Origin of the sequence: Streptomyces sp. NPDC008079, assembly GCF_042957385.1 — a bacterium.
Classification (GTDB): Bacteria; Actinomycetota; Actinomycetes; order Streptomycetales; family Streptomycetaceae; genus Actinacidiphila.
On record NZ_JBIBIC010000001.1, the window covers coordinates 937,043 to 961,152 of the forward strand.

The following is a 24,110-nucleotide window of genomic DNA, read 5'->3' on the forward strand; positions in this document are numbered from 1 at the left end:
GGCAGGACCGGAAGCAGAAGCAGGACCAGATGCGGGGTCGGGCACAGGACGTGGCGGGCAAGGAGCAGGAACCGGACGAGTTCGCCGTACAGATCGCGGACCAGATCGAGAGCTTCATCCTCTCGGTCCGCGAGGTCGCCAAGGGCGACGATCCGGACAGCGCGGTCCCGTACCTGCTGCTGGAGGTCTCGCAGCTCCTGCTGGCCGGCGGCCGGCTCGGCGCGCACGAGGACATCGTCCCGGACGAGCGGTACGAGCCGGACGTCGGTCCCGAGCCGGACGAGGACGACCTGCGGCAGCGGCTCGCGGCGCTCCTCGAACCGATCGACGTCTACTCCGAGGTCTTCGACCCGTACGTGCCGCGGTCGACGCCGGTGGCCTGCCGTATCTCCGACGACATGGCCGATGTCGTGGCCGATCTCACACACGGCCTCGCGCACTTCAGGGCCGGGAGGATCTCCGAGGCGCTGTGGTGGTGGCAGTTCTCGTATCTGTCCAACTGGGGCTCCACGGCCAGTGCCAGCCTGCGCGCGCTCCAGTCGCTCGTGGCCCACGTACGGCTGGACAGCCCGCTGGACGAGCTGGACGGCCTGGACACCGGCGGCGACGGGGACGACGAGGAGGAGCTGGCCGAGGAGGCGGGCAAGGTCATGGAGGCCGAGCTGGGGACGCTGGGGCTGCGCCCGGCGACGTAGGACGCCCCCGCGCCTCCGGCCGTAAAACTTGCGGCTGATCACGCCTCGGGCGACGTATCTCACCATGCGATACGTGCGGGGCGGATCGTGCCTGCTCGTTAAACTGGGCCGACCGCACAACCCCTGGAAATCCCCCGGCACCCCCTGGGAATCCCTGAGCGAGGAGCGCACGTGGGCCTTGTCGTGCAGAAGTACGGCGGCTCCTCCGTCGCCGATGCCGAAGGCATCAAGCGCGTCGCCCGACGGATCGTCGACACCAAGAAGGCGGGCCACCAAGTGGTCGTCGTGGTGTCCGCGATGGGCGACACGACGGACGAGCTGATCGATCTCGCGGAGCAGGTGTCACCGATTCCCGCGGGGCGCGAGTTCGACATGCTGCTGACCGCCGGTGAGCGCATCTCGATGGCGCTGCTGGCGATGGCGATCAAGAACCTCGGGCACGAGGCGCAGTCGTTCACCGGCAGCCAGGCCGGGGTGATCACCGACTCGGTGCACAACAAGGCGCGGATCATCGACGTCACGCCCGGCCGTATCCGTACGGCGCTGGACGAGGGCAACATCGCGATCGTCGCCGGATTCCAGGGCGTCTCGCAGGACAAGAAGGACATCACCACGCTCGGGCGCGGCGGCTCGGACACCACCGCGGTGGCGCTGGCGGCGGCGCTGGACGCCGAGGTGTGCGAGATCTACACGGACGTCGACGGCGTCTTCACGGCCGACCCGCGGGTGGTCAAGAAGGCCCGCAAGATGGACTGGATCGCCTTCGAGGACATGCTGGAGCTGGCCAGTTCCGGCTCCAAGGTGCTGCTGCACCGGTGTGTGGAGTACGCGCGCCGCTACAACATCCCGATCCACGTACGGTCGTCGTTCTCCGGGCTGCCCGGCACCTGGGTGAGCAGCGAACGGCCCGCGAACCTTCCGCGACCGCAGCAAGCGCGTGCCGCGTACGAGTCAGCACAGGGAGACAGTCCGATGGAGCAGGCGATCATCTCCGGCGTCTCGCACGACACGTCCGAGGCCAAGATCACGGTGGTCGGTGTGCCGGACAAGCCGGGCGAGGCGGCGACGATCTTCCGGGCCATCGCGGACGCCGAGATCAACATCGACATGATCGTCCAGAACGTGTCGGCCGCGGCCACCGCGCTCACCGACATCTCCTTCACGCTCCCCAAGGCCGAGGGCCAGAAGGCGATGGCGGCGCTGACCAAGGCGCAGACGGTCATCGCCTTCGACTCGCTGCGCTACGACGACCAGATCGGCAAGATCTCGCTGGTCGGCGCGGGCATGAAGACCAACCCCGGTGTCACGGCGACCTTCTTCGAGGCGCTGTCCAACGCGGGCGTCAACATCGAGCTGATCTCGACATCCGAGATCCGTATCTCGGTGGTGACCCGGGTCGACGACGTGAAGCCCGCCGTGCAGGCCGTGCACTCGGCGTTCGGCCTGGACAGCGACAGCGACGAAGCGGTCGTCTACGGAGGGACCGGGCGATGAGCGCCGCGCCGCGACCGTCGCTCGCCGTGGTGGGGGCGACGGGAGCGGTCGGCACGGTGGTGCGCGAACTCCTCAGCACGCGCCAGGACGTGTGGGGGGAGATCCGGCTGGTCGCGTCCGCGCGCTCGGCCGGGCGGCTGCTGCCGGTGCGCGGTACCGAGGCGGAGGTCGTCGCGCTCGACGAGGCGGCCTTCGACGGGATCGACGTCGCGCTCTTCGACGTGCCCGACGAGGTGGCCGCGCGGTGGGCGCCGATCGCGGCGGCCAAGGGCGTGGTCGTGGTGGACAATTCGGGCGCCTTCCGGATGGACGACGAGGTGCCGCTGGTGGTGCCCGAGGTCAACGCGCACGCGGTACGGATGCGCCCGCGCGGCATCGTCGCCAATCCCAACTGCACGACGCTGTCGATGATCGTGGCGGTCGGCGCGCTGCACGCCGAGTTCGGGCTGACCGAGCTGATCGTCTCGTCGTACCAGGCGGCCTCGGGCGCCGGGCAGGCCGGGATCGCGGCGCTGCGCGACCAGATGACGAAGGTCGCGGGGACGGACGCGGGCACGCAGGCGGGCGATCTGCGCCGCACGGTGGGCGACTTCGGGCCGTTCGCGGCGCCGCTTGCGCTCAATGTGGTGCCGTGGGCGGGCTCGCTCGCGGGCGACGACGGCTGGTCGTCGGAGGAGATGAAGGTACGCAACGAGTCGCGCAAGATCCTCGGGCTGCCCCGTCTGCGGGCCACGGCGACCTGCGTACGGGTCCCGGTGATCACGACCCACTCGCTGTCGGTGCACGCGCGGTTCGAGAACGAGGTGACGGTCGCGCGGGCGCACGAGATCCTGCGGAACGCGCCGGGTGTCGTGGTCTCCGACGACCCGGGGCAGGGTGAGTTCCCGACGCCCGCGGACGCGGTCGGCACCGATCCCACGTGGGTGGGGCGCGTACGGCGCTCGCTCGACGACCCGTGCGCCCTCGAACTGTTCGTCTGCGGCGACAACCTGCGCAAGGGCGCGGCGCTGAACGCCGTCCAGATCGCCGAGGTGGTGGCGGCGGACATCGCCGTCTGAGGCCGCTCGGGCGCGTCCTCGGCAATGTGCACGGGGACGAAGTTGCTGGTCTGGACCACTTGAACTCATGTACCCGAACGTTGGAGACTTTGCATTCCCCCGCGGGAACCGACTCGCTCGGGGGAGCGTCTTTGTGTCAGCGCACTGCCCTATGGTCTGGTCCCTAAGGTGCTGCACACCGAGCGTGGTCCGGGGGGAAGCGTCGGTGCAAACAGGGCGTTGAGGAAGAGCTGGTACGCATGGGGATATTTGACGCTCCGTCGAGCGGCGTGTCTTGCGCGTACAACCCTGAGGGGGGGATGCGTGTCCAACAGTCGTGGCGGAGGCACTGGGTATCGAGACGGCATTCGGACGGCACGGGACGATCACGCCGCCCCGGCTGCCGCGTCCACGCGCGTCGGCGTCCGGTGCGCTCTCCGGTGGCATCCCGGTGATCGCGCCCTGGCCGGTCGTGCGGGTCACGGCCGCGGAAGGCGAGGACTCTGACTCGGCGATGGCAGTAGGCACCACGGTCGACCACCTCACCGAGACCTACCGCGCGCACTACCGTTCACTGCTCGGCCTCGCCGCGCTGCTGCTGGACGACACGGCCTCGTGCGAGGACGTGGTCCAGGAGGCGTTCATCCGGGTGCACTCCGCCCGCAGCCGGGTCCGCGAGCCGGAGAAGACCCTGGCCTATCTGCGCCAGACGGTCGTCAACCTCTCCCGCTCCGCCCTGCGCCGCCGCATCCTGGGCCTGAAGCTGCTCTCCAAGCCGATGCCCGACATGGCGAGCGCGGAGGAGGGCGCGTACGAGATCCTGGAGCGCGACCAGCTCAAGGCCGCGATGCGTACGCTTCAGCGCAGGCAGCGCGAGGTGCTGGTGCTGCGATACTTCGCCGACATGACCGAGGCGCAGGTCGCCGAGACCCTGGGTATCTCCCTGGGCTCGGTGAAGGCGTACGGTTCGCGAGGCATCGCGGCGCTGCGCGTCGCGATGGAGGCGACGGCATGACCACCCCCGACGACGCGCACGGTATGGAAGACCAGAACAAGAACCAGGATCAGGACCAGGGCAAGGGCGCGGACCACGGCGAGGGCCGGGGCCGCGACCTGGGCTTCGGCTCCCCCGACGCCGCTGACGCCTCTGGCTCGGACGGCGCTTCCGCCTCGGGCTCCGGCTCCGACCGCACTTCCGCCTCGGGCTCCGACAGTGCGTCCGGCTACGGCTCCGGTGCCGACGGCCTCTTCGGCCTCGACGGCGGCTTCGACTTCGCCAGTCTCGAACTCGACCTCGACAGTGCCGACGGCGTCGAGCACACCCCGGAGGAGGCGGCGCTGCGGGCGCTGCTGCACAACGCCGTCCAGGGCATAGAGGCGTCCCCGGAGGCGCTCGACCACCTGCGGCGCGCGGTCCCGGCCCGCAGGCAGCACCGTCGGCAGGCGCTGGCCGGTGCCGCCGCGGCCGTGGTCCTGGCCGGCATGGCGGTGCCCGCGCTGATCCACGCCGCCGACACCTCCAGCAGCACCAACGCCCTCCCGGCGAACGTCTCCAGCACCCACGCCTCCGCCCCCGGCCAGGACGGCCACACCAACTACTGGGCGGGCGGCCCCTCCTCGGGCCAGGCGGCCACCGGCACCGGCGGCGCGGGCACCTCGACGAAGAGCCCCACCGACGATCCGCCGCCCGCGACCACCACCCCCTCGGACTCGGCGGCGGTCTCCGCACCCGACTGCTCCAGCGTCCAGCTCGGCCAGGGCACCAGCTCCGCCGACTCCCCGGACTCCTCCGGCCGCGTCTACGGCTGGTTCCGCGTCGCCAACGTCTCCGGCGTCCCCTGTACGGTCCCCGGCAGCGGGCAGGTGCAGGTCCTCGCCGAGGGCTCGGCCGACCCCTCCCGTATCCAGGTCGTCGGCCACACCCCGGGCGACCCGGCGAGCAGGCTGCCCTCCGGCGTCGACGGACCCGTGGTGCTCGCACCGGGCGACACCTACGAGGTGCAGTTCGCGTGGATCCCCGCGGGCAACGGCACCGGCGGTTGCCCCACGACGCCCACCACGCCGCCGACCACCCCGACACCCACGCCGACGTCGAGCGACCCCGCGACCACCGGCGGCCCCACCGGCTCCGACCCGGGCACCGGCACGGGCAGTGGCAGCGGCAGCAACGGCGCCTCCACCCAGCTGGGCAGCGGTGACCCGCCGACCAGCCCGCCCCCCGGCAGCGTCGCCCTCAACCACACCCCGGCCGCGGGCGCCCCCGTCGTCGACGGCCCCGTCATCCAGAACGCCTGCGCGGGCACCCTCTACACGACGGCCGCGCTCCCCGGCACCACCAGCGGCAACACCACCCCCGGTACGGGGACGAGCGGCGGCACCGGAACCGACTCGGGAGCGACCGGCTCCGGCTCGTAGGGCCTCCGGGCACTGCGGGTACTTCGGCGACTTCGGGTACTTCGGGGAACTCTCCCCGGACCCCCTCCCCGCACCTCGCGGGACCAGGACCGGCGCTCCTGGTCACCGGGGGCCGAGCCCTGCGCCTGGCCGCGCGCCCGGCGTCGGCTCCGGGCCGGTGCGGGTCCCCGGTTGCGGGGCCGCGAACGGCCCCCCGTACCGTTGTGGTGTGTACCGGTTCCTGCTCACCCCGCGCTGGCTGGCGGTCAGCGTGCTGTCGCTGCTCGCCGTGCCGTTCTGCGTCTTCATGGGCAGTTGGCAGTTGAGCCGGTTCGAGCTGCGGGTCGACTCCCACAAGAGCGCCGAGCACGCCCAGGGCAAGGCCGTCGCCGAGGCGGCGGTGCCGTTGGCGACACTGCTGCCGCAGCCGCGCACCCAGGTGCCCGACGGCGCCTCAGGGCGCTCGGTGAGCGCGACCGGCCGCTATGACTCCTCCCATCAGCTCCTGGTCCCCGGCCGCACCCTCGACGGCCACGACGGCTACTACGTACTGACCCCCCTGCGGGTCGGCGCGGACGGCGCCGCCCTGCCCGTCGTCCGCGGCTGGCTGCCGGGCGACGCCTCCGCCGCCGCGCGTACCGGTGCCGTACCGGCCGCGCCGACCGGCGAGGTCACCGTGACCGGCGCCCTCCAGTACCCGGAGAGCACCGGCACCGACGGCGTGCAGTCCAACGGCGCGCTGCCCTCCGGACAGCTCGGCATGATCAGCGCCGCCTCGCTGGTCAATGTGCTGCCCTACCCCGTCTACAGCGGCTGGATCACCGCGAGCGACCCCGCCGCGCCGCTGAAGGCGGTGCCCCCGGCGGCGGCCCCCAACAGCGGTCTGGACATCAAGGCGTTCCAGAACCTCGGCTACACCGGTGAGTGGTTCGTCTTCGCCGGCTTCGTCGTCTTCATGTGGTTCCGACTGGCCCGCCGCGAGGCCGAGACACGCGCCGACGCCGCGCTGGGTCTCATCCCCGACGACGGTGACGACGAGCCGGGGTCCGCGCCGAAGGCGGAATCAGAGCCGGACGCCTCCGGCGCGGGCCGGGCGGACGCTGTGGTCACCGCGTCGGCGTCTGCCGACGCCTAGGGCCGGACGCTTCCGGCGCGGGCCGGGCGGACGCTGTGGTCACCGCGTCTGCGTCCGCCGACGCCCAGGGCCGGACGCCGAGGCGCACCCTGGCCGCACGTCCAGCCGTGCGCTGGCCCGGCTGACTGTCCGGATGCCTTTCGTCCGCCGAGGCGCGTGTCCAGCTGTCCGGCCGTACGCGCATCCGCCCGGCCGGAGGCCCGGGGCTGGCCCGGGGTCGGACCCGCGCTGGTCCAACCCCGGTCGGCCACCGGCCCTGCCGCCTACCCGCCCGCGTGTTTCAGCGCGAAGGCCAGTTCCAGACGGACCTGCTTGATCCGCTCCTCCACGACCAGCGAACCGTGCCCCGCGTCGTACCGGTACACCTCGTGCGGCTTGTCCAGCTCCCGCAGCCGCTCGACGTAGTTGTCGATCTGGCGTATCGGGCAGCGCGGGTCGTTCATGCCCGCGCTGATGTAGACGGGGGCGGCGACCCGCTCGACGTAGGTGAGCGGGGAGGACGCCTCGAAGCGGTCGGGGACCTCCTCGGGGGAGCCGCCGAAGAAGGTGCGGTCCAGGGACTTGAGGGCCTCCATCTCGTCGGCGTAGGCGGCCACGTAGTCGGCGACCGGGACCGCCGCTATGCCCACCGTCCACGCCTCCGGCTGGGTGCCGAGGCCCAGCAGGGTCAGATAGCCGCCCCAGGAGCCGCCGGACAGCACCAGCCGCCGCGGGTCGGCGAGGCCCGAGGACACGGCCCACTCGCGGACCGCCGCGATGTCCTCCAGCTCGATCAGGCCGACGCGGTGCTTGAGCGCGTCCGTCCACTCCCGGCCGTAGCCGGTCGAACCGCGGTAGTTGACCCGGACCACCGCGAAGCCGTGGTCGACCCAGGCCGCGGGACCCGCCGCGAAGGAGTCCGAGTCGTGCCAGGTGGGACCGCCGTGGATCTCGAACACGGTCGGGAACGGCCCCTCGCCGACCGGCTTCTGGACCAGCGCGTGGATCCGGCCGCCGGGACCCTCCACCCACGCGTCCTCCACCGGCACCGACTCCGGCGCCCGCAGCCCCGGCGCCTCCAGCACGACGGCGCCGGTCGTGGACCGCACCGCGGGCGGGCGCTGCGCCGACGACCACAGGTACTCCACCGTCCCGTCGGGCCGGGCGGTGGCGCCGCTGACCGAACCCGGCGGGGTGTCGAGCCGCGCCAGGGTGCCGGCCGCCAGGTCGTACCGGAACATCTCGCCGCGCGCCTGGTAGTCGTGGACGACCAGCAGCGCCGAGCCGTCCGGATACCACTCGGCGTGCACGTCACCGGGCAGGTCTATGGCCAGCCGCGTCTCCACGCCGGTCGCGGTGTCCCAGATCATCGGCAGCCAGCGGCCGGACCGCTGGTGTCCGACCAGGAGGCGGGTGTCGCCGACGACGGGGGCGAATCCCCGGCAGTCCAGGCCCAGCTCGGCCCGGCCGCCGTCGGTGTCGTCCAGCTCCGCGACCGTCGAGCCGTCCGCGACCGACAGCACCCGCAGCGCGCTGTGCATCGCGTCGCCGTGCTCGGTGTGCTCGATCACGACCAGCGTGCCGTCCTCCGAGAGGTCGCCGACGCTCGCCGACTCCGCGTGCCGGTAGACCTCGACCGGCTCGCTGTCCGGCCGCACCACGTACACCGACGTGCCCTCGTCGTCGGTGGACCGCCCGACCACGGCCAGGCCGCCGGGGCCCAGCGCGAGACCGGCCGGGTAGGACGCCTCCAGGCCGGGCGCCGCCGGTACGTCCTCACCGCCCGCGAAGGGCTGCCGCATCCATATCCCGAACTCGTCCCCGTCCGTGTCCGAGAACCACCACACCCACGCGCCGTCCCGGCTCAGCGTGCCGTCCGTCGTCCCGTTCGGCCGGTCGGTGACCTGCCGTCGCCCGCCCGTCGTCCGGTCCCAGGCGTACAGCTCGTACGTCCCTGTCACGTTCGACACGAACAGGCTGCGGTCCGGGGCGTCCTCGGCCCACTCGGGCAGCCCGACCCGCGGCGCCCGAAAGCGCTTCTCCCACTCCGGCATGGACCCCGCCGGGGATCCGGTGATCTCGTTCATGCCCCCATGATGCTCCGCCCCGACCACATTCGGGCACCCACTCTTCACAGCCTGTGGATAACTCCGTGCCCCGGCCGCCGCGGATCACCGCCCCGCTGCTACGACGCGCCGCCCGCGGGGGCCGTGCCCGCCGTGCCGCGTACGACCACGACAGGGCACGAGGCGTGCACGGTGACCGTGTGGCTGACCGAGCCGAGGAGGGTGGAGCGGAAGGTGCCGTGGCCGCGCACGCCCACCACGATCAGGTCGGCGCCCTCACCGCTGTCGAGGATGGCCTGGGCCGGGTTGCCGAGCACGGTACGGCGGGTGACGGTCGTTGCCTGTTCCGGCGTGAGGGCCGCCTCGACGGCCCGCGCCAGGATCTGGTCCGCGTTGGCCTCCAGATCGACGTCGTCGGGCAGCCCCGGCAGCCCGGCCCAGCCGTACGCCGACGGCATCTCCCACGCGATGACCGCTTCCAGCGCGGCGCCGGTCAGGGCCGCCTGCCGCGCGGCCCAGCGCAGCGCCTTGAGCGACGGTTCCGAGCCGTCGACCCCGACGACGATCCTGCCTGCGGCCGTGCCCGTACCGGAGCCGATACCGGAGCCGGTACCGGAGCCCTCGCCGGAGCCCGTGCCGGGATCGGCGCCTGATCCTGTGCCCGAGCCTTTGGCGGAGCCCGCGTCCGAGCCCGTGCCCGCGCCTGATCCCGCGTCCGAGCCCGCGCCCGCTGCCGTGCCCGTCCCCGTGTTCCGCGCCGCCTCGCCCATGGCCGTCTCCCTCGCCTCGCTTGCCCGTCCGACCCCGGAAACGGTCGGCCCACACGCCAAGCGTGCGTGACAAGCAGTGCGTGGCGGGGCATTTCGGGCGGTCGCCGGTCCGCGTCGGATACGCGTCCGGTTTCCGGGCCGGGTCGGCGCGCGGCTCCGCGCCGTCGTGGAAGCGGAGGGGCCGGGCCTTCGCGCCTTCGCTGGATACGGAGTTGGCGCCCGCGCGGCTCACCGCTGCGGCCGTGGGAAACGGCTACTGGCGCAGGTAGCGGTCGCGCACCAGGGTGAACCGCATTGCCCACTCGGTCAGTTCGGCCAGGCTGCGGCTGGACACGCGGCCGGTGCGGATGGTGCCGTTCGTCAGGACGACGGCCATCCGGAAGACGGATTCGTGGTCCTCCACGACGCACTCGGCGAAACGGATCATCGGCCAGGGGAGGTCGACGGTCTGGCCGTTCTCGCCGAGGGAGATGCCGTAATCGTCCGCAAGTAGTGCGTTCTTCCGGTCCATCGCCAGGAATTCGGGGACGTCGTCCTCCGGCGACCAGGCCGGGACGCCCGGGACCGGGGCGGGCGAATGCGCCGGGTAGGCCGTGGCCAGCGAGGTCGACGGCGGGTTCGACGGCGGGTTCGACGGCGGGATCGACGGACCGGGGACGCCGGGCGCGTACGGGGGAGGCGGCGGAACGGCCCCTGAGGCGTACGGGTTGGCGGCGGCCGGAGGAGGCGGGGGTACGGGAGTCCGCGGGTCCGAGGGGCGGGGGGCCGCGTCCCCGGTGCGGTGCGGGGCGTCGCCCGTACCCGCCTCGGCCGTACCCGAATCGCCGAACCAGTCGAGGAGTTGGTCCGTGCTCGGGCGGTGGGAGGGCTCCTTCGTGAGGCAGGCCGCGACCATCGGGCGGATCGCCTCCGGGACGGCGGAGACGTCGGCCTCGTGGTGCACGGAGCGGTACATCAGGGCGACCGGCGTGCCGCCGCCGAAGGCGCTGCCGCCCGCGGCGGCCACCAGGACCGCGCCGAGCGCGAAGATGTCGGCGGCGCCGTCCACGTCACGGCCCTCGGCCTGCTCGGGGGCGAGGAAGCCGGGGGTGCCGAAGGAGGTGCCCGTGGTGGTGATCCGGGTGTTCTCGACGGCGCGTGAGATGCCGAAGTCCAGTACGCGCGGGCCGTCTTCGGCCATGATGATGTTGCCTGGTTTGAGATCGCGATGCACCAGACCGCAGCGGTGGATCGCCTCCAGCGCCTCGGCGAGCGCGGCGCCCAGCGCCTTGAGCTGTTCCTCGCCCATCGGGCCCCGCGCGGCGAGCAGTTGGCCGAGCGTCGGACCTTGCACGTACGCCGTCGCCAGCCACGGGGCCTCCGCGTCCGGGTCCGCGTCCACCACCGGCGCCGTGTGGAAACCGCCCACCATGCGCGCCGCGGCGACCTCGGCGCGGAAGCGCTCCCTGAAGGACGGGTCCGCGGCCAGTTCCGGCCGCGCCACCTTTACCGCCACGTGGCGGCCTCCCCGCGAACGGGCCAGGTACACCAGGCCCATTCCGCCTTCGCCGAGCTTGCGAACGACGACGTAGCTTCCGATGCGGGTCGCTTTCGCGTCGGCGCCTGTCGCTGTGCTGTTGGAGCCGTTGGAGCCGTTGGAGCCGTTGGAGCCGTGCGAGGCGCTCGTATCGCCCGTGCCGCTCGTATCGCTCGTGTCGTTCGGGCCTTGCACGCCCAGCCGCCTCCTCGCGTCCCCCGTCTGGCCAGGCGCCCAGTATGACGGTCCCTCTGCGGGGTGCGGTCCCTCATTTCGCGCGGGTGCGGGCCCCGCCCTACGACAGCAGGGAGCGGATTGCGGCGCGGTCGACGGTGGTGAGGGCGCGGACGAGGGGCGGGGTGAGGAAGACGAGGAGGAGGCCGAGGAGGGAGGCGCCGGCGATCTGGAGGGGGGAGGAGAGGTAGTAGGCGTGGTGGACGCCGCCGGAGGTGTACTCGAAGAGGCGGTAACCGGGCCAGTCGACGTAACGGGGGAAGACCCAGGCGTAGGCGGGGTAGAAGGCGACGGTCCAGCCGGTGACGAGGAAGGTCAGGGTGAGGACGAAACTCGCGACGCGCCAGGGGAACATGAGGACCTGGAAGAGGAGGGCCTTCCAGGCCGAGGCGTCGCGGAGCCTGGCGGTCATGGCGGCCCAGCGGCCGGGGGTACGGGGCGCGGGTACGGGGGCGGGCTCGCCGACGCGGTGGGAGAGCAGGCTCCCGGCGCGGGCGCGTTCGGCGCCGCCGAGCGCGCGGGCCCCGGTCAGCATCGCGGCCAGGACGGGCACCCCGATCGCGGTGAGGGCGAGGCTGGTGCCGACGGCGAACATCGTGACGGCGAAGACGAATCCGGCGATGGCGATCGGCAGCGACGTGAGCGCGTAACCGACCTCGCGGAAGGTGACGGCGGAGAAGGGCGCGCGCCAGAAGCCGGGCGGGACGCGGCCGGGTCCTGGACCCTTCGCGGGCGAACCGTACGCGGGATGCCCGGCGTCCGGAGCCGCCAGCAGGCCGGGCCGGGCCTGCGACGCGGCGGCGGGAGGAGAGGAGTGCGGCTGCGCGGTGGACGCCTGAGCGGTGGACGCCTGAGCGGCGGCGCTCTGAGTGGCGTGGGGGAATGTGCTGGCGGTCATCGCTGGCCTCGAATCATCGCGGTGGGGACCGTTCCGTCCTGATACCTAGACGATCCCGCTCGGCACCCCTCTCGCGGCATCCGGCAGCCCGGCCGGTCGGGGGTGGGGCCAGCCCCACCCCCTGCCATTCTTGAACGGTGCGCGAAACAGGAGACGTCCCGCCCGAATCCGGCCCATCCGGCCTGTCAGACCCCGCGGCCCCCGCCGCCCCCGTCGTCATGAGCGGTACGCCCGGCTCCTTCGCCAGGAGCGTGCTGGCCGACCGCCACCCGGCGTTGATCAGGCAGGTCGCGGACGCCTTCCCGTACCCGCCCGAGCAGCGCCGCGCACTCGACGCGCTCGCGGAGGAGACGGCCGCGCCCGCCTCGGCCGACGCGACCTCGGGCCCGCCGATCGGCCCGCTGTCGACCCGCACCCGCACCGGCACCGACACCCGCACCGACGACGTCCGACGGTGGGCCGAATGGGGCGCGGAGGCGTACGTCGGTCGTGCGTCGTGGTACGAGGTGCCCTTCCTGTGGGCCGAGAGCTACTTCTACCGCAGGCTGCTGGACGCGGTCGGCTACTTCGGGCCGGGGCCGTGGCAGGGCGTCGACCCCTTCGCGCCGTTCAAGCGGGCCGAGTTGACCGGGCCCGAGGTCGCCGACGAACTGGCCGCCCTCGACGCGCTCGACGACCTCGCCCCCGACGACCGGGACCGCGCCGTCCTCCAAGGCGCCCTGTGGGGCAACCGCGCGGACCTCGGCTTCCGCATCTCCGCGAACGGGCCTACGGCGCACGGGTCTACGGCGGAAGCGTCCTCCACGAAAGCGCCCTCGGCAGAAGCTCCTACGGCGGAAGCGTCCTCTACGAACGCGTCCTCCGCGAACGCGTCCTCCACGAACACGTCCTCCGCGCACGCGTCCCCCACCCCCGCCCCCACAAGCACCCCCTCCGACGACCTCCTCGCCGACGACAGCGCGGCCCTCTGGCGGCACCTCGCCGCCGCCCCGCCCGGCACCGCGGCGGTGACCGTGATCGCCGACAACGCGGGCCGCGAGCTGATCCCCGACCTGATCCTGATCGACCATCTCCTGCACACCGGCCGCGCCGCCACCGCGGTCCTGCACGTGAAGCCGTACCCGTACTTCGTCTCGGACGCGACGACCTCGGACGTCGTCGACTGCCTGCGCCGGATCGGGCAGGCGCCGGGCCGCAGAGCGCGGGAGACGGGCGCGCGGCTGTGGTCGGCGCTGGGCACCGGCCGACTCGTCGTCCGCGCGCACCCGTTCGCCTGCGCGCCGCTGCCGTACGCCGACATGCCCGCCGATCTGCGGGCGGAACTGGGCCGCGCCACACTGACGGTGCTCAAGGGCGACCTCAACTACCGCCGCCTGGTGGGCGACCGCCTGTGGTCCCCGACGACCGAGTTCTCCCTGCCCACCGGCTACTTCCCGAGTCCGCTGGCCGCCCTGCGCACCCTCAAGTCCGATGTCATCGTCGGCCTCGACGCCGGTACGGTCACCGCGCTCGACGCCAACAGCGCGGCGAACGGCGGGGCTTGGCGTACGAGCGGGACGTACGCCGTCGTCCAGGTGCGTACGGTCTGAACCTCCGGCCCCGCGGGGAAGGACCGTCTCCGCCCTCTTCCCCGGCACGCCCGGACACACCGGGCCGCACCCTCTAGGCTGCAACCGCCGTACGCGCATGATCAGTTGATCAGACGCGTGCGGTGCAGCGCGCACCGACAACGTGAGACGACACAGGACGACGACGTGAAGGGCGGACAGGGCGATGGGTGTGGCGATCCGGAGGGCCGGGGCGGACGACCGGGAGGTCGTGGTCGGGGTGCTGGACAAGGTGTTCAGGAACGACCCCGTGAGTAGCTGGGTCTTCCCCGACCCTGAGCACCGGCTGCGCAAGCACGCGTCGTTGATGGGCGCCTTCGCCGACCAGGTACTCGCCGACGGCTACGTCGACATGACGGAGGACGGCAAGGCGGTCGCCCTGTGGATGTCGATACCCGCGACCACCGACGCTCCCGAGGACGCCCAGGCGCACGCGGACGACGACGACCCCGCCGCCTTCCGCGAGGCGGTCGACCCGGACAACGAGCGCGTCGAGCAGATCGCCCGCATCCTCGGCGAGGGCCACCCCACGGGCCCCGCCCACGAATACCTGCTGCTCATCGCCGTGGACGCGGAGTTGCAGGGCCAGAGCCGCGGCACCGAACTGATCTCCGCCGTCCTCGAACGCTGCGACCGCGACGGCCTGTCCGCGTATCTGGAGGCCAGCAGCGAGCGCAGCCGCGGCCTGTACGAGCGGCTCGGCTTCGTCTTCACCGGCCGCACGATCGACCTCCCGGACGGGCCTCACATGTGGCCGATGTGGCGCGAGCCGCGCGCCGCGGCCGTATAGGCGTACGCGTAGCCGTACAGGCAGCCGTACCTCCTAGGTGGAGGTACGGCACCCCCGCCCGCGGGTAAGGAGCAGGAGAGGCACGGCCGTTGGTACGCGGCCGCGCGCGGGGGAGAGGCGGCGGGGCGATGACGGACACGGGAGCGGCAGCCGGTACGAATACGGGTACGGGTACGGATACGGGCGGCGGTTCGCGGGACGCGGCGGGGACGAACGGCCCGGCCACCCTGCGCGAAGTCGCCCGACTCGCCCAACGGCACGGCTTCGGCGAGTCCCGCGCCGTCCACGCGCTCGGCGGCGGTGACGTCGGCTGCGTCGCCTTCGGCCTCGCGGTCGTCCTGCTCGCGCCCGGCATCGGCCTGGTCCTCCACCCGAACAACCCGGTGGTCACCTCGATCGGCGTCACCTTCCTCGTCCTCGCCCTCGCGCTGCCGATCACCGCGTTCCGTTACGAGAAGCGCCGCGACAACCGCATCCCGCGGCTGCACGTCTTCGACGGCGGCATCGTCATCACCCGCCCGGCCCGGATCGACGTCCACCCCTGGCCGGACATCCGCGTCGTCGAGCGCGAGGACTCCGTCGCCATCGGCCAGGGCGGCACGACGCGTCAGGTCCACCGCCTCGAACTGCACGCGATAGACGGCGACGTGCTGTGCTCCCTGGGCGACGCCTTCGACACCGTCACCGTCGTCAGAGCCGCGATCGCGGGCGGCGCGCATACGTCATAACGGCGCGCGACCGAGAGCGCGCAGGGCCGTCAACTCGGCACCCCTCTAGCACCGTTCGCACACCCGCGCCCGCCGTCACGAAGCCCGGCCCCCGACGGCGGCCTCACGGTCGCTCAGCCACTCCAGCTACCAGCTGCGGAAGTTCGCAGCGGCACACGTGATCCCGCCGTCGGGCAGGGCAGGGCAGGGCGGGGCAGGGGTGTGGGGCATGGGGGGCATCGTGGCGGATGGGCGGGGTGGCGGGCTTGTGGTTTTTTGAGGGCGGGGGTGGGGCTAGGCCGTGTATCGGAAGTGGATCGTGCGCATAGGGTGTCGGCATGTCACTGGGTCGCATAGTCCTGTTGTCCGGTCGATCGATCCGGCTTACCGAGCTACGGATGTCTTCGACCTACGGGGGGATGCTGGAGGGCTACCCGTGCAAGCGCATCAACGACCGGAAGGTCAGCTGGGTCCAGCGGCAGGCCGAGCTTGCGTTTCCCTCCATGCCGGTCTATCTCGTTCCGCCCTCGCGCGAGTACCCGGACGAGACCGGCGGCGCCTTCGGTCCCGTTGAAGTGCTGCCTTCTGTGGCCTGCGTCGGCGTCTTCAACTCCACGGCGCTCGACCCGGCAATGGACGGCTCCACCCTCATCATCGCCTGGTTTCAGCCAGCACCGGCGGTACCGGCGGGTGAGGATGCTGACCTTGCGCTTCGCAGCATTCGCTGGGAGGAACTGGCCCAGGACTACGAGCTGTAGCAACGTGCGCTGATCACAGCCACTCGTTGATGGCCGCGACGGGGACTGTGGCCTCGGAGCGGACCGCGAGCTTGTCGTAGCGGGTGGCCACCGCCCGGTGGCGCTTGAGGCGGTTGATTCCACACTCGAGGGCGTGACGCTCGCGGTAGTCGACCGGGTCGAAATGCGGCGGCCGCCCGCCGCGGGAGCCGGGCTTTCGGCGGTTGAGGGCCTGGTCGGCCTTGTCGGGGATGGTGCAGAGGATTCCACGGCGGCGTAGGTAGGCGCGGTTCTTGCGGGAGGCGTAGGCATTATCGGCCCGCACGCGATCGGGGCGGACGCGTGGCCGGCCCGGTCCGATGCGGGGCACACCGTGGAGTCGACATTCAGGTCCCATGTGATCGCCCCCTTCGCGTCGGCCAGGGACGGGAGCCGGGTGACGATCCGGTGCCAGGTGCCGTTCCGCTGCCATCGGTGGAACAGGTCGTAGGCCCGGCCCCACGGCCCGTACTCGACGGGCATGTCCCGCCACGGCACACCGGTTCGGACCCGGAACCGTATGCCGTCGATCAGCTGCCGGCGAGGCCAGACGGGCGGCCGACCTGCCTTCGTCCCCCTCGGCAACAACGGCTCTAGCACTGCCCACTGCTCGTCTGTGAGATCTCCCCGCCCCATAAACCGTGATCATTCACCACTCAAGATCCACTTTCGACACACGGCCTAGGAGGGGAGGCGCTCTTGGAGGTGGACCGTGACGGTGTCGCCCTCTTGTTTGCTGATGGCTTTGCGCAGCTCGGCCGTGACGGGGAGTTTGTGGGTGCCGTCGCCGAGGGCCATGAAGGAGCTCTGGAAGGGGTGGCCGTCGATCGTGCCGCGGACCTTGACGAGGCCGCGGGTGCCGAAGAAGGCGGCGGACTCGGGCCAGACGACGTAGGTCCAGCCGCCCTTGTTCGGGCTTTTCAGCAGGGTCGCGGTGAATCGCTTGTCCATCGTGGATACCGCCTGTTCAGCAGCTTTCGGTGGCGCGCCCCGGCCGGGGACGTCCGCGGGCGTTCACCAGGTAGGACCGGCGGCGAGGCGGAAACTCATCGCGGGCCGCGAAGGCTGACGTGCGGGCGGCGGGGGCTCATCTACAGTGCTGCGGTCAGTGCCTGTCAGCCGGTGATGTGAGAAGGAACAGCGGACCATGCCGACCGAGACGTTCGAGTTCCAGGTGGAAGCGCGTCAGCTTCTGCAGATGATGATCCACTCGATCTACTCCAACAAGGACGTGTTCCTGCGCGAGTTGGTGTCCAACGCCTCGGACGCGTTGGACAAGCTGCGGCTCGAAGCGCTGCGGGACAGCGAGTTGGACGTGGACGTGTCGGACCTGCACATCGGGCTGGAGGTGGACCGGGAGGCCCGCACGCTCACCGTGCGGGACAACGGGATCGGGATGTCCCGGGAGGAAGTGGTCCAGCTCATCGGGACGATCGCCAACTCGGGGACGGCGAAGTTCCTGCGGGAGCTGAAGGAGGCCGAGGGCGCGGGCGCCGCAGAGGGCCTGATCGGGCAGTTCGGGGTCGGGTTCTACGCGAGCTTCATGGTGGCGGACGAGGTCACGCTGCTGACGCGGCGCGCGGGGGAGACCGAGGGCACGCGGTGGACGTCCAGCGGTGAGGGGACGTACACCGTGGAGACCGTCGAGGACGCCCCGCAGGGGACGGCGATCGTGCTGCGGCTGAAGCCGGAGGATGCCGAGGACCGGCTGTACGACTACACCTCGCCGTGGAAGATCAAGGAAATCGTCAAGCGGTACTCGGACTTCATCACCTGGCCGATCAGGATGGCCGCGGAGCCCGCGCCCGGAGGCGACACCGACGCCGACACCGGCGCCGGCGCCGACACCGACACCGACACCGAAGGCGACGCCGAGGACGGTACTGACGCGGCGGCTCCCAAGCCCGAGCCCCGGCTCGAAACGCTGAACTCCATGAAGGCCCTGTGGGCCCGCTCCCGCGACGAGGTCAGCGACGCCGACTACCACGAGCTGTACAAGCACATCAGCCACGACTGGAACGACCCGCTCGAGATCATCCGCCTCCACGCGGAAGGCACCTTCGAGTACCAGGCGCTGCTGTTCATCCCGGCGCACGCGCCGCAGGACCTGTTCATGCGCGACTACAAGCGCGGCGTCCAGCTCTACGTGAAGCGCGTCTTCATCATGGACGACTGCGAAGCGCTGATGCCGCCGTACCTCCGCTTCGTCAAGGGAGTCGTCGACGCGCAGGACCTCTCGCTGAACGTGTCGCGCGAGATCCTCCAGCAGGACCGCCAGATCGAGCTGATGCACCGGCGACTGGCGAAGAAGGTGCTGTCGACGGTCAAGGACATGATGGCCGCGCGGCCCGAGCAATACGCCACATTCTGGCGGGAGTTCGGCCGCGTCCTGAAGGAGGGGCTGCTCGGCGACTTCGAGAACCGTGACGCGATCCTCGGCGTCAGCTCCTTCGCCAGCACGCACGACAAGGACGCGCCGACGACGCTCGCGCAGTACGTCGAGCGGATGAAGGACGGCCAGGAGCACATCTTCTACGTCACCGGCGAATCGCGGCAGGCCGTCGAGAACTCCCCGCACATGGAGGCGTTCCAGGCCCGCGGCATCGAGGTGCTGCTGCTGACCGATCCCGTGGACGAGGTCTGGGTCGACACGGCACCGGAGTTCGGCGGCAAGCAGTTCCGCTCCGTCGCCAAGGGCGAGGTCGACCTCGGCACGGAGGAGGAGAAGCAGGAGGCGGGGACCGAACGGGAGAAGCAGCAGGAGGAGTTCGCGGGCCTGCTCGCCCGTATGACGCAACTGCTGAGCGAGCAGGTCAAGGACGTACGCCTCTCCTCGCGGCTCACCGTCTCGCCTGCCTGCGTCGTCTCGGACACCAACGACGTGTCACCGGCGCTGGAGAACATCTACCGCGCCATGGGCCAGGAGATCCCGCACGCCAAGCGGATTCTCGAACTCAACCCCAAGCACCCGCTGGTCGTCGGCCTCAACCGCACCCACGCCGAGCGTCCCGACGACCCGGCCCTCGAAGAGACCACCGAACTCGTCCACCAGCTCGCCCTGTTGGCCGAGGGCGCCGAACTCCCAGACCCCTCCCGCTTCGTGAAGCTGGTCGCGGACCGCCTCGAACGCACCTTGTGAGACGGGGTTCTTGAGGGCGCTGGGGCCGGGGGCCGTACGGATCGCCGTACGGCCCCCGGCTCTCCGCGTGAGCCCCGGTACGCGTGGACCCCTGTACATGAGCCGCCGCACGCGCGCCCCCCCGCACACGAACCCCCGTACGCGCGCCCTCTATACGTGCGGCGTCGCCGCGACCGCCTGCTCCGCCGTCCACCGGTCCATCCGCTCCCACTGCCCGAGCAGCCACTCGCTGCGCGCCGCGTCCCCGACCGGGACCTCGGCCGCCGGTATCCGCCACCAGTGGACCCGCACCGGGCGGCGGAACGGCAGGAAGTCCCAGGCGGCGCGCGCGGACGCGATGACGTCGAGGCCGGAGTGGACGACGAAGACCACCTCGGCGGTGGGCGCGGCGGCCAGTACGGCGAGGCTTCCGGCGTCCCGCGGCGGCAGCACGTACCGCAGCCGGGCCGCGCGGGCCGCGCGCCGGTACTGGCCGAGGCGGCGCAGGCTGGCGATGGCGCGGCGGTGGCGGCGCGGGGTGAAGTTGCCCCCCTCGGGGAAGATCACGAGCGCGTCGCGCGACCGCAGCCCCGCCGCCAGTTCGGTGATCGCGTCCTCGGCGGTGCCGTGCGCGGGGGGCAGGAAGCAGTGCGGGACCCGGCCGAGCAGGACGTCGAGGCACGGATCGGCGCGCAGGACGCCCTTCAGCACGGTGTGCGGCAGCAGGCGTACGTCGGTGAGCAGCGTCTGGAGGAGCAGGAACGAATCGCCGACACCCGCGTGCCGGACTAACACCACGAGCGGTACGTCCGGCGGCCGCTCGCCCACGGGCAGCGCGGGCGTCATCTCCACCTCCAGCCGGAACAGCCGGTCCGCCACCTTGCGCAGTACGGCCAGCAGCCGCGCGAGGAGCGCGAACGCCTCGGCCGCCCGCCGGTCCCGGTCCGCCCGGGGGTGGTGCAGGAAGAGCGCGGAGGCCGCCAGCACTCCCGTGAGGTCCACGACGAGGTAGACGAGCAGGAATCCGGCCATACGCGTCGGCCGCCACGCGCCGCGCGACGGGATCGACACGGGCGCGCTGAGCACGGTCACGGTGATGAGGAGCGCCGCGGCCACCGGTATCAGCGCGACCACGAGCGCGGTGGTGACCGTACGCCGGGCGGCCGTGACCAGCGCGGCGCCCGCGGCAGCGGCGGCGGTGCCGGTACGGGTACGGGTACGGGTCGACGGCCGGACCCGCGCGGCCGGGTCGGCGCTCGCGAGCGCGTCCGTACCTGCACCCGCCGGGCCCGTACTCGCTGGACCCGTAGCTGGACCCGTGCCTGAACCCGCCGGACCCGGCCCCGCGTTCAGGCCCGAGTCGAGGCCCGTCACGCCGGACCCTCGGCGGAGTGCGGGTCCTCGGCGCCGGAGCCCTCCGGAACAAGGGACTTGGGGGAGGCCCCGTCGAGCGCGCTCTCCAGATACCGCGACGACGCGGCGTAGGCCCGCTCGATACGGTCCGCCGTCTGCCCGAAGGCCCGGTGCCGCAACTGGCCCAGCGCCCCGGCTGCTTCACCGGACGCCGCCCCGCTGGGCAGTACGTGCACAGTCACGTCCGACGGCAGGTCGGCCATGTCGCGGGCGAACCGGTGCCTGCGGGCGATCTCGAAGGCGACCATGGCGACGTCCCACGGCAACTTCGGTGGCGTCAGCGGCCGTTCGATGCGGCCGACCTGGAGGACGTAGATCTCGCGCGCGCCCAGGGCGACGGCCCTGCCCACCGGGATGCTGTTGACGAGGCCGCCGTCCACGAAGTGCTCGCCGTCGACGTCGACCGGCGGCAGCAGTCCGGGCACGGCCGACGAGGCGAGCACCGCCTCGATCAGCGGACCGCGGTCGAACCAGTGCTCGGCGGCGTTCTCGATGCTCGCCGCCACGCACTGGAAGGGCACCTCCAACTCCTCGATGAGCGCGACCTGTACGTGCTCACGCAGGAGGTCGACCAGCGGCGCCGGGGTGTAGAGGTGCGTACGGCTCCGCACGGCGGTGCTCACGCGGCCCATCAGCGAACCGGCGAACACCCCGGCCTTGCCCAGCCCCGTCCACAGCTCGATCAGCCGGCCGACGGCGGTCTGCGACGGCTCGGCGGCCACGGCGGCCCCGTTGATCGCTCCGACGGAGGTCCCGAGCACCATCCCCGGCTTCACCCCCTGCGCGAACAGGGCCTTGAGCATGCCCACTTCGTACGCCCCGAGGGCCCCGCCGCCCCCCAGCACGAACGCCGGTCCCCCCGATTCACCCGCACTGTGGTCCATGCCAGAACGCGTGCCCCCGCTCCTTCCCCCCAATCAGCCGCCCGAACTCGCCACAGGCGCGGTGCCGCCTCGGCGGCCGGGCGCTTTCGCGGCGGACGGCGCGGGCCGTAGCGGACCGGCGTACGCCGTCGAGGCGGCGGCTGCGTCCTTGCGCCGACCGGGGCTTCGCGAGCGGGGGGTGGCGGCGGGGCGGTTGGAGCAGACTGGTGGGCCGCGTCGCGTCGGCGCGAGCCGGGCGGGCCGAGCCGGTGCCTTCGTCCTCCTTCCGCCGAGCCGGTCCGGTGCCGACCGCCACGTCACGGCGAAGGGCGTACACCGATGACCGAACCCCCGACGACCGAAGAGCCTCCGACGACCGGCCAGCCCCCCACGGCCACGGCGCGCACCGCTGCTGCCAGCGACGACGAAAAGGCCGTACCCGACGAGGAGCTGCGCCTGACGTTTCCTGGCGACCGCAGCGAGGAGGCCGGTTACGCGATCACGCTGCGCGCCATGGCCCGCCGACTGCCCCAACTGGTGCGCCGGGCGCTCGGCATGGCCTGGCACGTGGACCGCAAGGCGGTCACCGCGCTGCTCGCCTGCCAGGTCCTGTCCGGCGTGCTGGAAGCGCTCGGCCTGCTGGCGGTGACCGGCACGATCACGGCCGTCATCGCGTCGGGCCACATCGACGAACGGCTCCGCCAAGCCGCGCCCTCCCTGGCCCTGTTGGCCTCGGCGGCGGGCGTACGGGCGGTACTCGGCATCGCGATCACCGGTCTGTCCACGCGCCTGGCCCCGCGGATCTCGCGGGAGGCGGAGCTGCGGCTGCTGGACGCGGCGACCCACGCGGAGCTGACCGCGTACGACCACCCCGGCTACAACGACCGCTGGGACGCGGCCGACCGGGGCGTCGAGGTCTCGCAGGACATGCTCAACCAGTCCCAGAACATCCTCGCCGCCGCCGCATCGTTGATCGCCGCCGCGGCCGTACTGACCAGCGTCCACCCGGTGTTGCTGCCGCTGCTCGTCCTGGCCGCGCTGCCGCAGGCCATCGCGGGCGTACGGGGGGCCCGGCTGAACTACCTCGCGTCGCTGGAGACGATGAAGGACCGCCGCCTGCTGGGCGTCCTGCGGTGGAATCTGGTCGACAAGCAGCACGCCGACCAGATCCGTTCCGGCACGATGGCCGACTTCCTGCTCGGCAAGTACCGGGCGGCCGGGGCGCGGGTGGACGCCGCGACCGACCGGGCCGCCTGGCGCGCGGCGAAGATGTCGCTCGTCGGGAGCCTGGCCGGGGGAGTCGCGGCCGGAGCGGTCTGGGCGGCGCTGCTCTTCCTGATCAGCACCGGCCGCGTGTCCGTCGCGTCCGCGGGCACGGCGACGTTCGCACTGCGCACGGTCGCTTCAGGACTGCGCGGCATCATCGGCTACGGCGCCATCATCTTCCGTACGGGGATGTACCTTGACGACTGGTCAGATTTCCTGGACGAGGCCGGTGGCCACCGGATTGCCCGCGGCGAGACCGTACCGATCGGCCCGGCCGTCGTACGCGCCGACCGCCTCACGTACACCTACCCGCACGCCGACCGGCCCGCCCTGCTCGATGTCAGCCTCAACGTGCGGCGCGGCGAAGTCCTCGCCCTGGTCGGCGAGAACGGCTCGGGCAAGACCACCCTCAGCAAACTCCTGTCCGCCCTCTACCTCCCCGACCGCGGCGCCGTCGTCTGGGACGGCGCCGACACCCGCACCCTGGACGCGCACGCCGCCTGGTCACGCGTCGCCGTCGTACCCCAGGAGTACGCGAAGTGGCCGCTGACCGCCCGCGACAACATCACCCTGGGCCAGCCCCGAACCGACCACCCGCACAGGGCGGTTGATACGGCCGCCCACGCCTCCGGCGCCGACGAGGTCGTCACGTCCCTGCGCTCGGGCCTGGACACCCTCCTGGCCCGCGAGTGGTGGGGCGGCCAGGAACTCTCCGGCGGCCAGTGGCAACGCGTCGCCCTCGCCCGCGCCTTCCACCGCGACGCCGGTCTCCTCGTCCTCGACGAACCCACCGCCGCCCTCGACCCCCGCGCCGAACACCGCATCTTCACCGGCCTGCGCACCCTCGCCGCCGACCGCGCGGTCGTCCTGGTCACCCACCGCCTCACCAATGTCACCGTCGCCGACAAGATCGCCGTCCTCGACCAGGGCCGCCTCGTCCAGTACGGCACCTTCGCCCAACTCCGCGACACACCCGGCCTCTTCCACGACCTGTGGCTCCTCCAGAACGACCGCGCGCCCGGTATCCCCGCCCAGCCCTCCGGCCCCGTGGAGCAGCAGCAGACGGCCGACCTCTGAGGCCGAGAGACGACTACGGAGGCGCCGGAATCTCCGACGCGCCGCCGGTCCGGCCGCACTTCGCCCCGGCCGACGCCCCCTGCCGCTTCGTAGCGGAGCGTCCTATGATCGTCGCGCTACGTGGGAGGGGGTGGGTCATGGCGGCGGGGGGATCGGCTTCGCGGCGGGCTCAAGAGGCGCGTCGGCAGGAGCGGTTGCTGCGGGAGCAGTGGCAGGCGGCGCGGCGCCAGGCGCGGCAGTGGGAGAGCGCGAGCGAGGGCGAACAGCGCGTCAGC

The 24,110-nt window shown here is 72.3% G+C and carries 19 protein-coding genes and 1 pseudogene; 12 read left to right on the forward strand and 8 right to left on the reverse strand.

Translation table 11 applies throughout. The features are described from left to right. Nucleotides 1-29 precede the first annotated feature (29 nt). The 6 genes from ACFZAM_RS04095 (at nt 30) to ACFZAM_RS04120 (ending at nt 6,755) form a co-directional block, all read left to right on the forward strand. Entirely contained in the window at nt 30-695 is a 666-nt protein-coding gene (locus tag ACFZAM_RS04095) for a DUF5063 domain-containing protein (RefSeq protein ID WP_391043543.1), read from the forward strand. A gap of 171 nt (nt 696-866) precedes the next feature. Next, entirely contained in the window at nt 867-2,189 is a 1,323-nt protein-coding gene (locus ACFZAM_RS04100; protein WP_355335948.1) for an aspartate kinase, read from the forward strand. Next, on the forward strand, nt 2,186-3,247 hold the full coding sequence (locus ACFZAM_RS04105; protein WP_355335950.1) for an aspartate-semialdehyde dehydrogenase: 1,062 nt from the start codon (nt 2,186-2,188) through the stop codon (nt 3,245-3,247). The genes ACFZAM_RS04100 and ACFZAM_RS04105 overlap by 4 nt, the downstream gene beginning before the upstream one ends. A 316-nt stretch (nt 3,248-3,563) precedes the next feature. Further along, the gene (locus tag ACFZAM_RS04110) at nt 3,564-4,241 is read left to right on the forward strand and encodes a SigE family RNA polymerase sigma factor (protein ID WP_391042510.1); all 678 of its coding nucleotides are present in this window, start codon (nt 3,564-3,566) and stop codon (nt 4,239-4,241) included. Further along, nucleotides 4,238-5,641: a hypothetical protein gene (locus tag ACFZAM_RS04115; protein WP_391042512.1), complete on the forward strand. Its 1,404-nt coding sequence runs from the start codon at nt 4,238-4,240 to the stop codon at nt 5,639-5,641. The genes ACFZAM_RS04110 and ACFZAM_RS04115 overlap by 4 nt, the downstream gene beginning before the upstream one ends. Before the next feature lie 208 nt (nt 5,642-5,849). Further along, a complete protein-coding gene (locus ACFZAM_RS04120; protein ID WP_391042514.1) occupies nt 5,850-6,755 on the forward strand; it encodes an SURF1 family cytochrome oxidase biogenesis protein in 906 nt (301 codons plus the stop codon). 263 nt (nt 6,756-7,018) lie between these two features. Here ACFZAM_RS04120 and ACFZAM_RS04125 read toward each other — a convergent pair whose 3' ends face one another. From ACFZAM_RS04125 to ACFZAM_RS04140, 4 genes are all read right to left on the reverse strand, one after another. Continuing rightward, a complete protein-coding gene (locus ACFZAM_RS04125) occupies nt 7,019-8,821 on the reverse strand; it encodes a prolyl oligopeptidase family serine peptidase (protein ID WP_391042515.1) in 1,803 nt (600 codons plus the stop codon). 98 nt (nt 8,822-8,919) lie between these two features. Further along, the gene (locus tag ACFZAM_RS04130) at nt 8,920-9,399 is read right to left on the reverse strand and encodes a universal stress protein (protein WP_391043546.1); all 480 of its coding nucleotides are present in this window, start codon (nt 9,397-9,399) and stop codon (nt 8,920-8,922) included. Nucleotides 9,400-9,823: 424 nt separating this feature from the next. Further along, nucleotides 9,824-11,281: a protein kinase gene (locus tag ACFZAM_RS04135; RefSeq protein ID WP_391042516.1), complete on the reverse strand. Its 1,458-nt coding sequence runs from the start codon at nt 11,279-11,281 to the stop codon at nt 9,824-9,826. A 100-nt stretch (nt 11,282-11,381) separates the two neighbouring features. Then, on the reverse strand, nt 11,382-12,218 hold the full coding sequence (locus ACFZAM_RS04140) for a sensor domain-containing protein (RefSeq protein ID WP_391042518.1): 837 nt from the start codon (nt 12,216-12,218) through the stop codon (nt 11,382-11,384). Between the two features lie 218 nt (nt 12,219-12,436). Between ACFZAM_RS04140 and ACFZAM_RS04145 the strand changes: the two genes are divergently transcribed. The 4 genes from ACFZAM_RS04145 (at nt 12,437) to ACFZAM_RS04160 (ending at nt 16,080) form a co-directional block, all read left to right on the forward strand. Next, a complete protein-coding gene (locus ACFZAM_RS04145) occupies nt 12,437-13,807 on the forward strand; it encodes an ARMT1-like domain-containing protein (protein WP_391042520.1) in 1,371 nt (456 codons plus the stop codon). A 184-nt stretch (nt 13,808-13,991) separates the two neighbouring features. Further along, nucleotides 13,992-14,615: a GNAT family N-acetyltransferase gene (locus tag ACFZAM_RS04150; RefSeq protein ID WP_355335962.1), complete on the forward strand. Its 624-nt coding sequence runs from the start codon at nt 13,992-13,994 to the stop codon at nt 14,613-14,615. 128 nt (nt 14,616-14,743) lie between these two features. Further along, nucleotides 14,744-15,343 carry a hypothetical protein gene (locus ACFZAM_RS04155; protein ID WP_391042522.1) on the forward strand — a complete coding sequence of 200 codons (600 nt, stop codon included), beginning with the start codon at nt 14,744-14,746 and terminating at the stop codon, nt 15,341-15,343. Between the two features lie 317 nt (nt 15,344-15,660). Continuing rightward, the gene (locus tag ACFZAM_RS04160) at nt 15,661-16,080 is read left to right on the forward strand and encodes a hypothetical protein (RefSeq protein WP_391042523.1); all 420 of its coding nucleotides are present in this window, start codon (nt 15,661-15,663) and stop codon (nt 16,078-16,080) included. Nucleotides 16,081-16,093: 13 nt separating this feature from the next. Here the strand turns inward: ACFZAM_RS04160 and ACFZAM_RS04165 are convergent. Both ACFZAM_RS04165 and ACFZAM_RS04170 read right to left on the reverse strand, forming a co-directional pair. Next, a pseudogene (locus tag ACFZAM_RS04165) lies at nt 16,094-16,734 on the reverse strand (transposase). 45 nt (nt 16,735-16,779) lie between these two features. Further along, nucleotides 16,780-17,049: a DUF1905 domain-containing protein gene (locus tag ACFZAM_RS04170; RefSeq protein ID WP_391042525.1), complete on the reverse strand. Its 270-nt coding sequence runs from the start codon at nt 17,047-17,049 to the stop codon at nt 16,780-16,782. 196 nt (nt 17,050-17,245) lie between these two features. Between ACFZAM_RS04170 and htpG the strand changes: the two genes are divergently transcribed. Continuing rightward, nucleotides 17,246-19,237: a molecular chaperone HtpG gene (htpG, locus tag ACFZAM_RS04175; RefSeq protein ID WP_391042526.1), complete on the forward strand. Its 1,992-nt coding sequence runs from the start codon at nt 17,246-17,248 to the stop codon at nt 19,235-19,237. 150 nt (nt 19,238-19,387) lie between these two features. Here htpG and ACFZAM_RS04180 read toward each other — a convergent pair whose 3' ends face one another. Together ACFZAM_RS04180 and ACFZAM_RS04185 are read right to left on the reverse strand one after the other, a co-directional pair. Next, nucleotides 19,388-20,590: a hypothetical protein gene (locus tag ACFZAM_RS04180; RefSeq protein WP_391042528.1), complete on the reverse strand. Its 1,203-nt coding sequence runs from the start codon at nt 20,588-20,590 to the stop codon at nt 19,388-19,390. Further along, nucleotides 20,587-21,513, reverse strand: a complete 927-nt coding sequence (locus ACFZAM_RS04185) for a patatin-like phospholipase family protein (protein ID WP_391042530.1) — start codon at nt 21,511-21,513, stop codon at nt 20,587-20,589. Before ACFZAM_RS04185 ends, ACFZAM_RS04180 begins: the two co-directional genes overlap by 4 nt. Before the next feature lie 318 nt (nt 21,514-21,831). On the opposite strand from ACFZAM_RS04185, the gene ACFZAM_RS04190 reads away from it, so the two are divergent. Then, a complete protein-coding gene (locus tag ACFZAM_RS04190; RefSeq protein ID WP_391042532.1) occupies nt 21,832-23,835 on the forward strand; it encodes an ATP-binding cassette domain-containing protein in 2,004 nt (667 codons plus the stop codon). Nucleotides 23,836-24,110: the final 275 nt, after the last annotated feature.

Excerpts from the sequence above, each read along its gene's own strand:
- htpG (WP_391042526.1), top strand. The coding sequence starts at position 17,246 with ATGCCGACCGAGACGTTCGAGTTCCAGGTGGAAGCGCGTCAGCTTCTG.
- ACFZAM_RS04190 (WP_391042532.1), top strand. The coding sequence starts at position 21,832 with ATGACCGAACCCCCGACGACCGAAGAGCCTCCGACGACCGGCCAGCCC.
- ACFZAM_RS04160 (WP_391042523.1), top strand. The coding sequence starts at position 15,661 with ATGTCACTGGGTCGCATAGTCCTGTTGTCCGGTCGATCGATCCGGCTT.
- ACFZAM_RS04125 (WP_391042515.1), bottom strand. The coding sequence starts at position 8,821 with ATGAACGAGATCACCGGATCCCCGGCGGGGTCCATGCCGGAGTGGGAG.
- ACFZAM_RS04115 (WP_391042512.1), top strand. The coding sequence starts at position 4,238 with ATGACCACCCCCGACGACGCGCACGGTATGGAAGACCAGAACAAGAAC.
- ACFZAM_RS04170 (WP_391042525.1), bottom strand. The coding sequence starts at position 17,049 with ATGGACAAGCGATTCACCGCGACCCTGCTGAAAAGCCCGAACAAGGGC.
- ACFZAM_RS04155 (WP_391042522.1), top strand. The coding sequence starts at position 14,744 with ATGACGGACACGGGAGCGGCAGCCGGTACGAATACGGGTACGGGTACG.
- ACFZAM_RS04145 (WP_391042520.1), top strand. The coding sequence starts at position 12,437 with ATGAGCGGTACGCCCGGCTCCTTCGCCAGGAGCGTGCTGGCCGACCGC.
- ACFZAM_RS04095 (WP_391043543.1), top strand. The coding sequence starts at position 30 with ATGCGGGGTCGGGCACAGGACGTGGCGGGCAAGGAGCAGGAACCGGAC.
- ACFZAM_RS04185 (WP_391042530.1), bottom strand. The coding sequence starts at position 21,513 with ATGGACCACAGTGCGGGTGAATCGGGGGGACCGGCGTTCGTGCTGGGG.
- ACFZAM_RS04105 (WP_355335950.1), top strand. The coding sequence starts at position 2,186 with ATGAGCGCCGCGCCGCGACCGTCGCTCGCCGTGGTGGGGGCGACGGGA.
- ACFZAM_RS04140 (WP_391042518.1), bottom strand. The coding sequence starts at position 12,218 with ATGACCGCCAGCACATTCCCCCACGCCACTCAGAGCGCCGCCGCTCAG.
- ACFZAM_RS04150 (WP_355335962.1), top strand. The coding sequence starts at position 13,992 with ATGGGTGTGGCGATCCGGAGGGCCGGGGCGGACGACCGGGAGGTCGTG.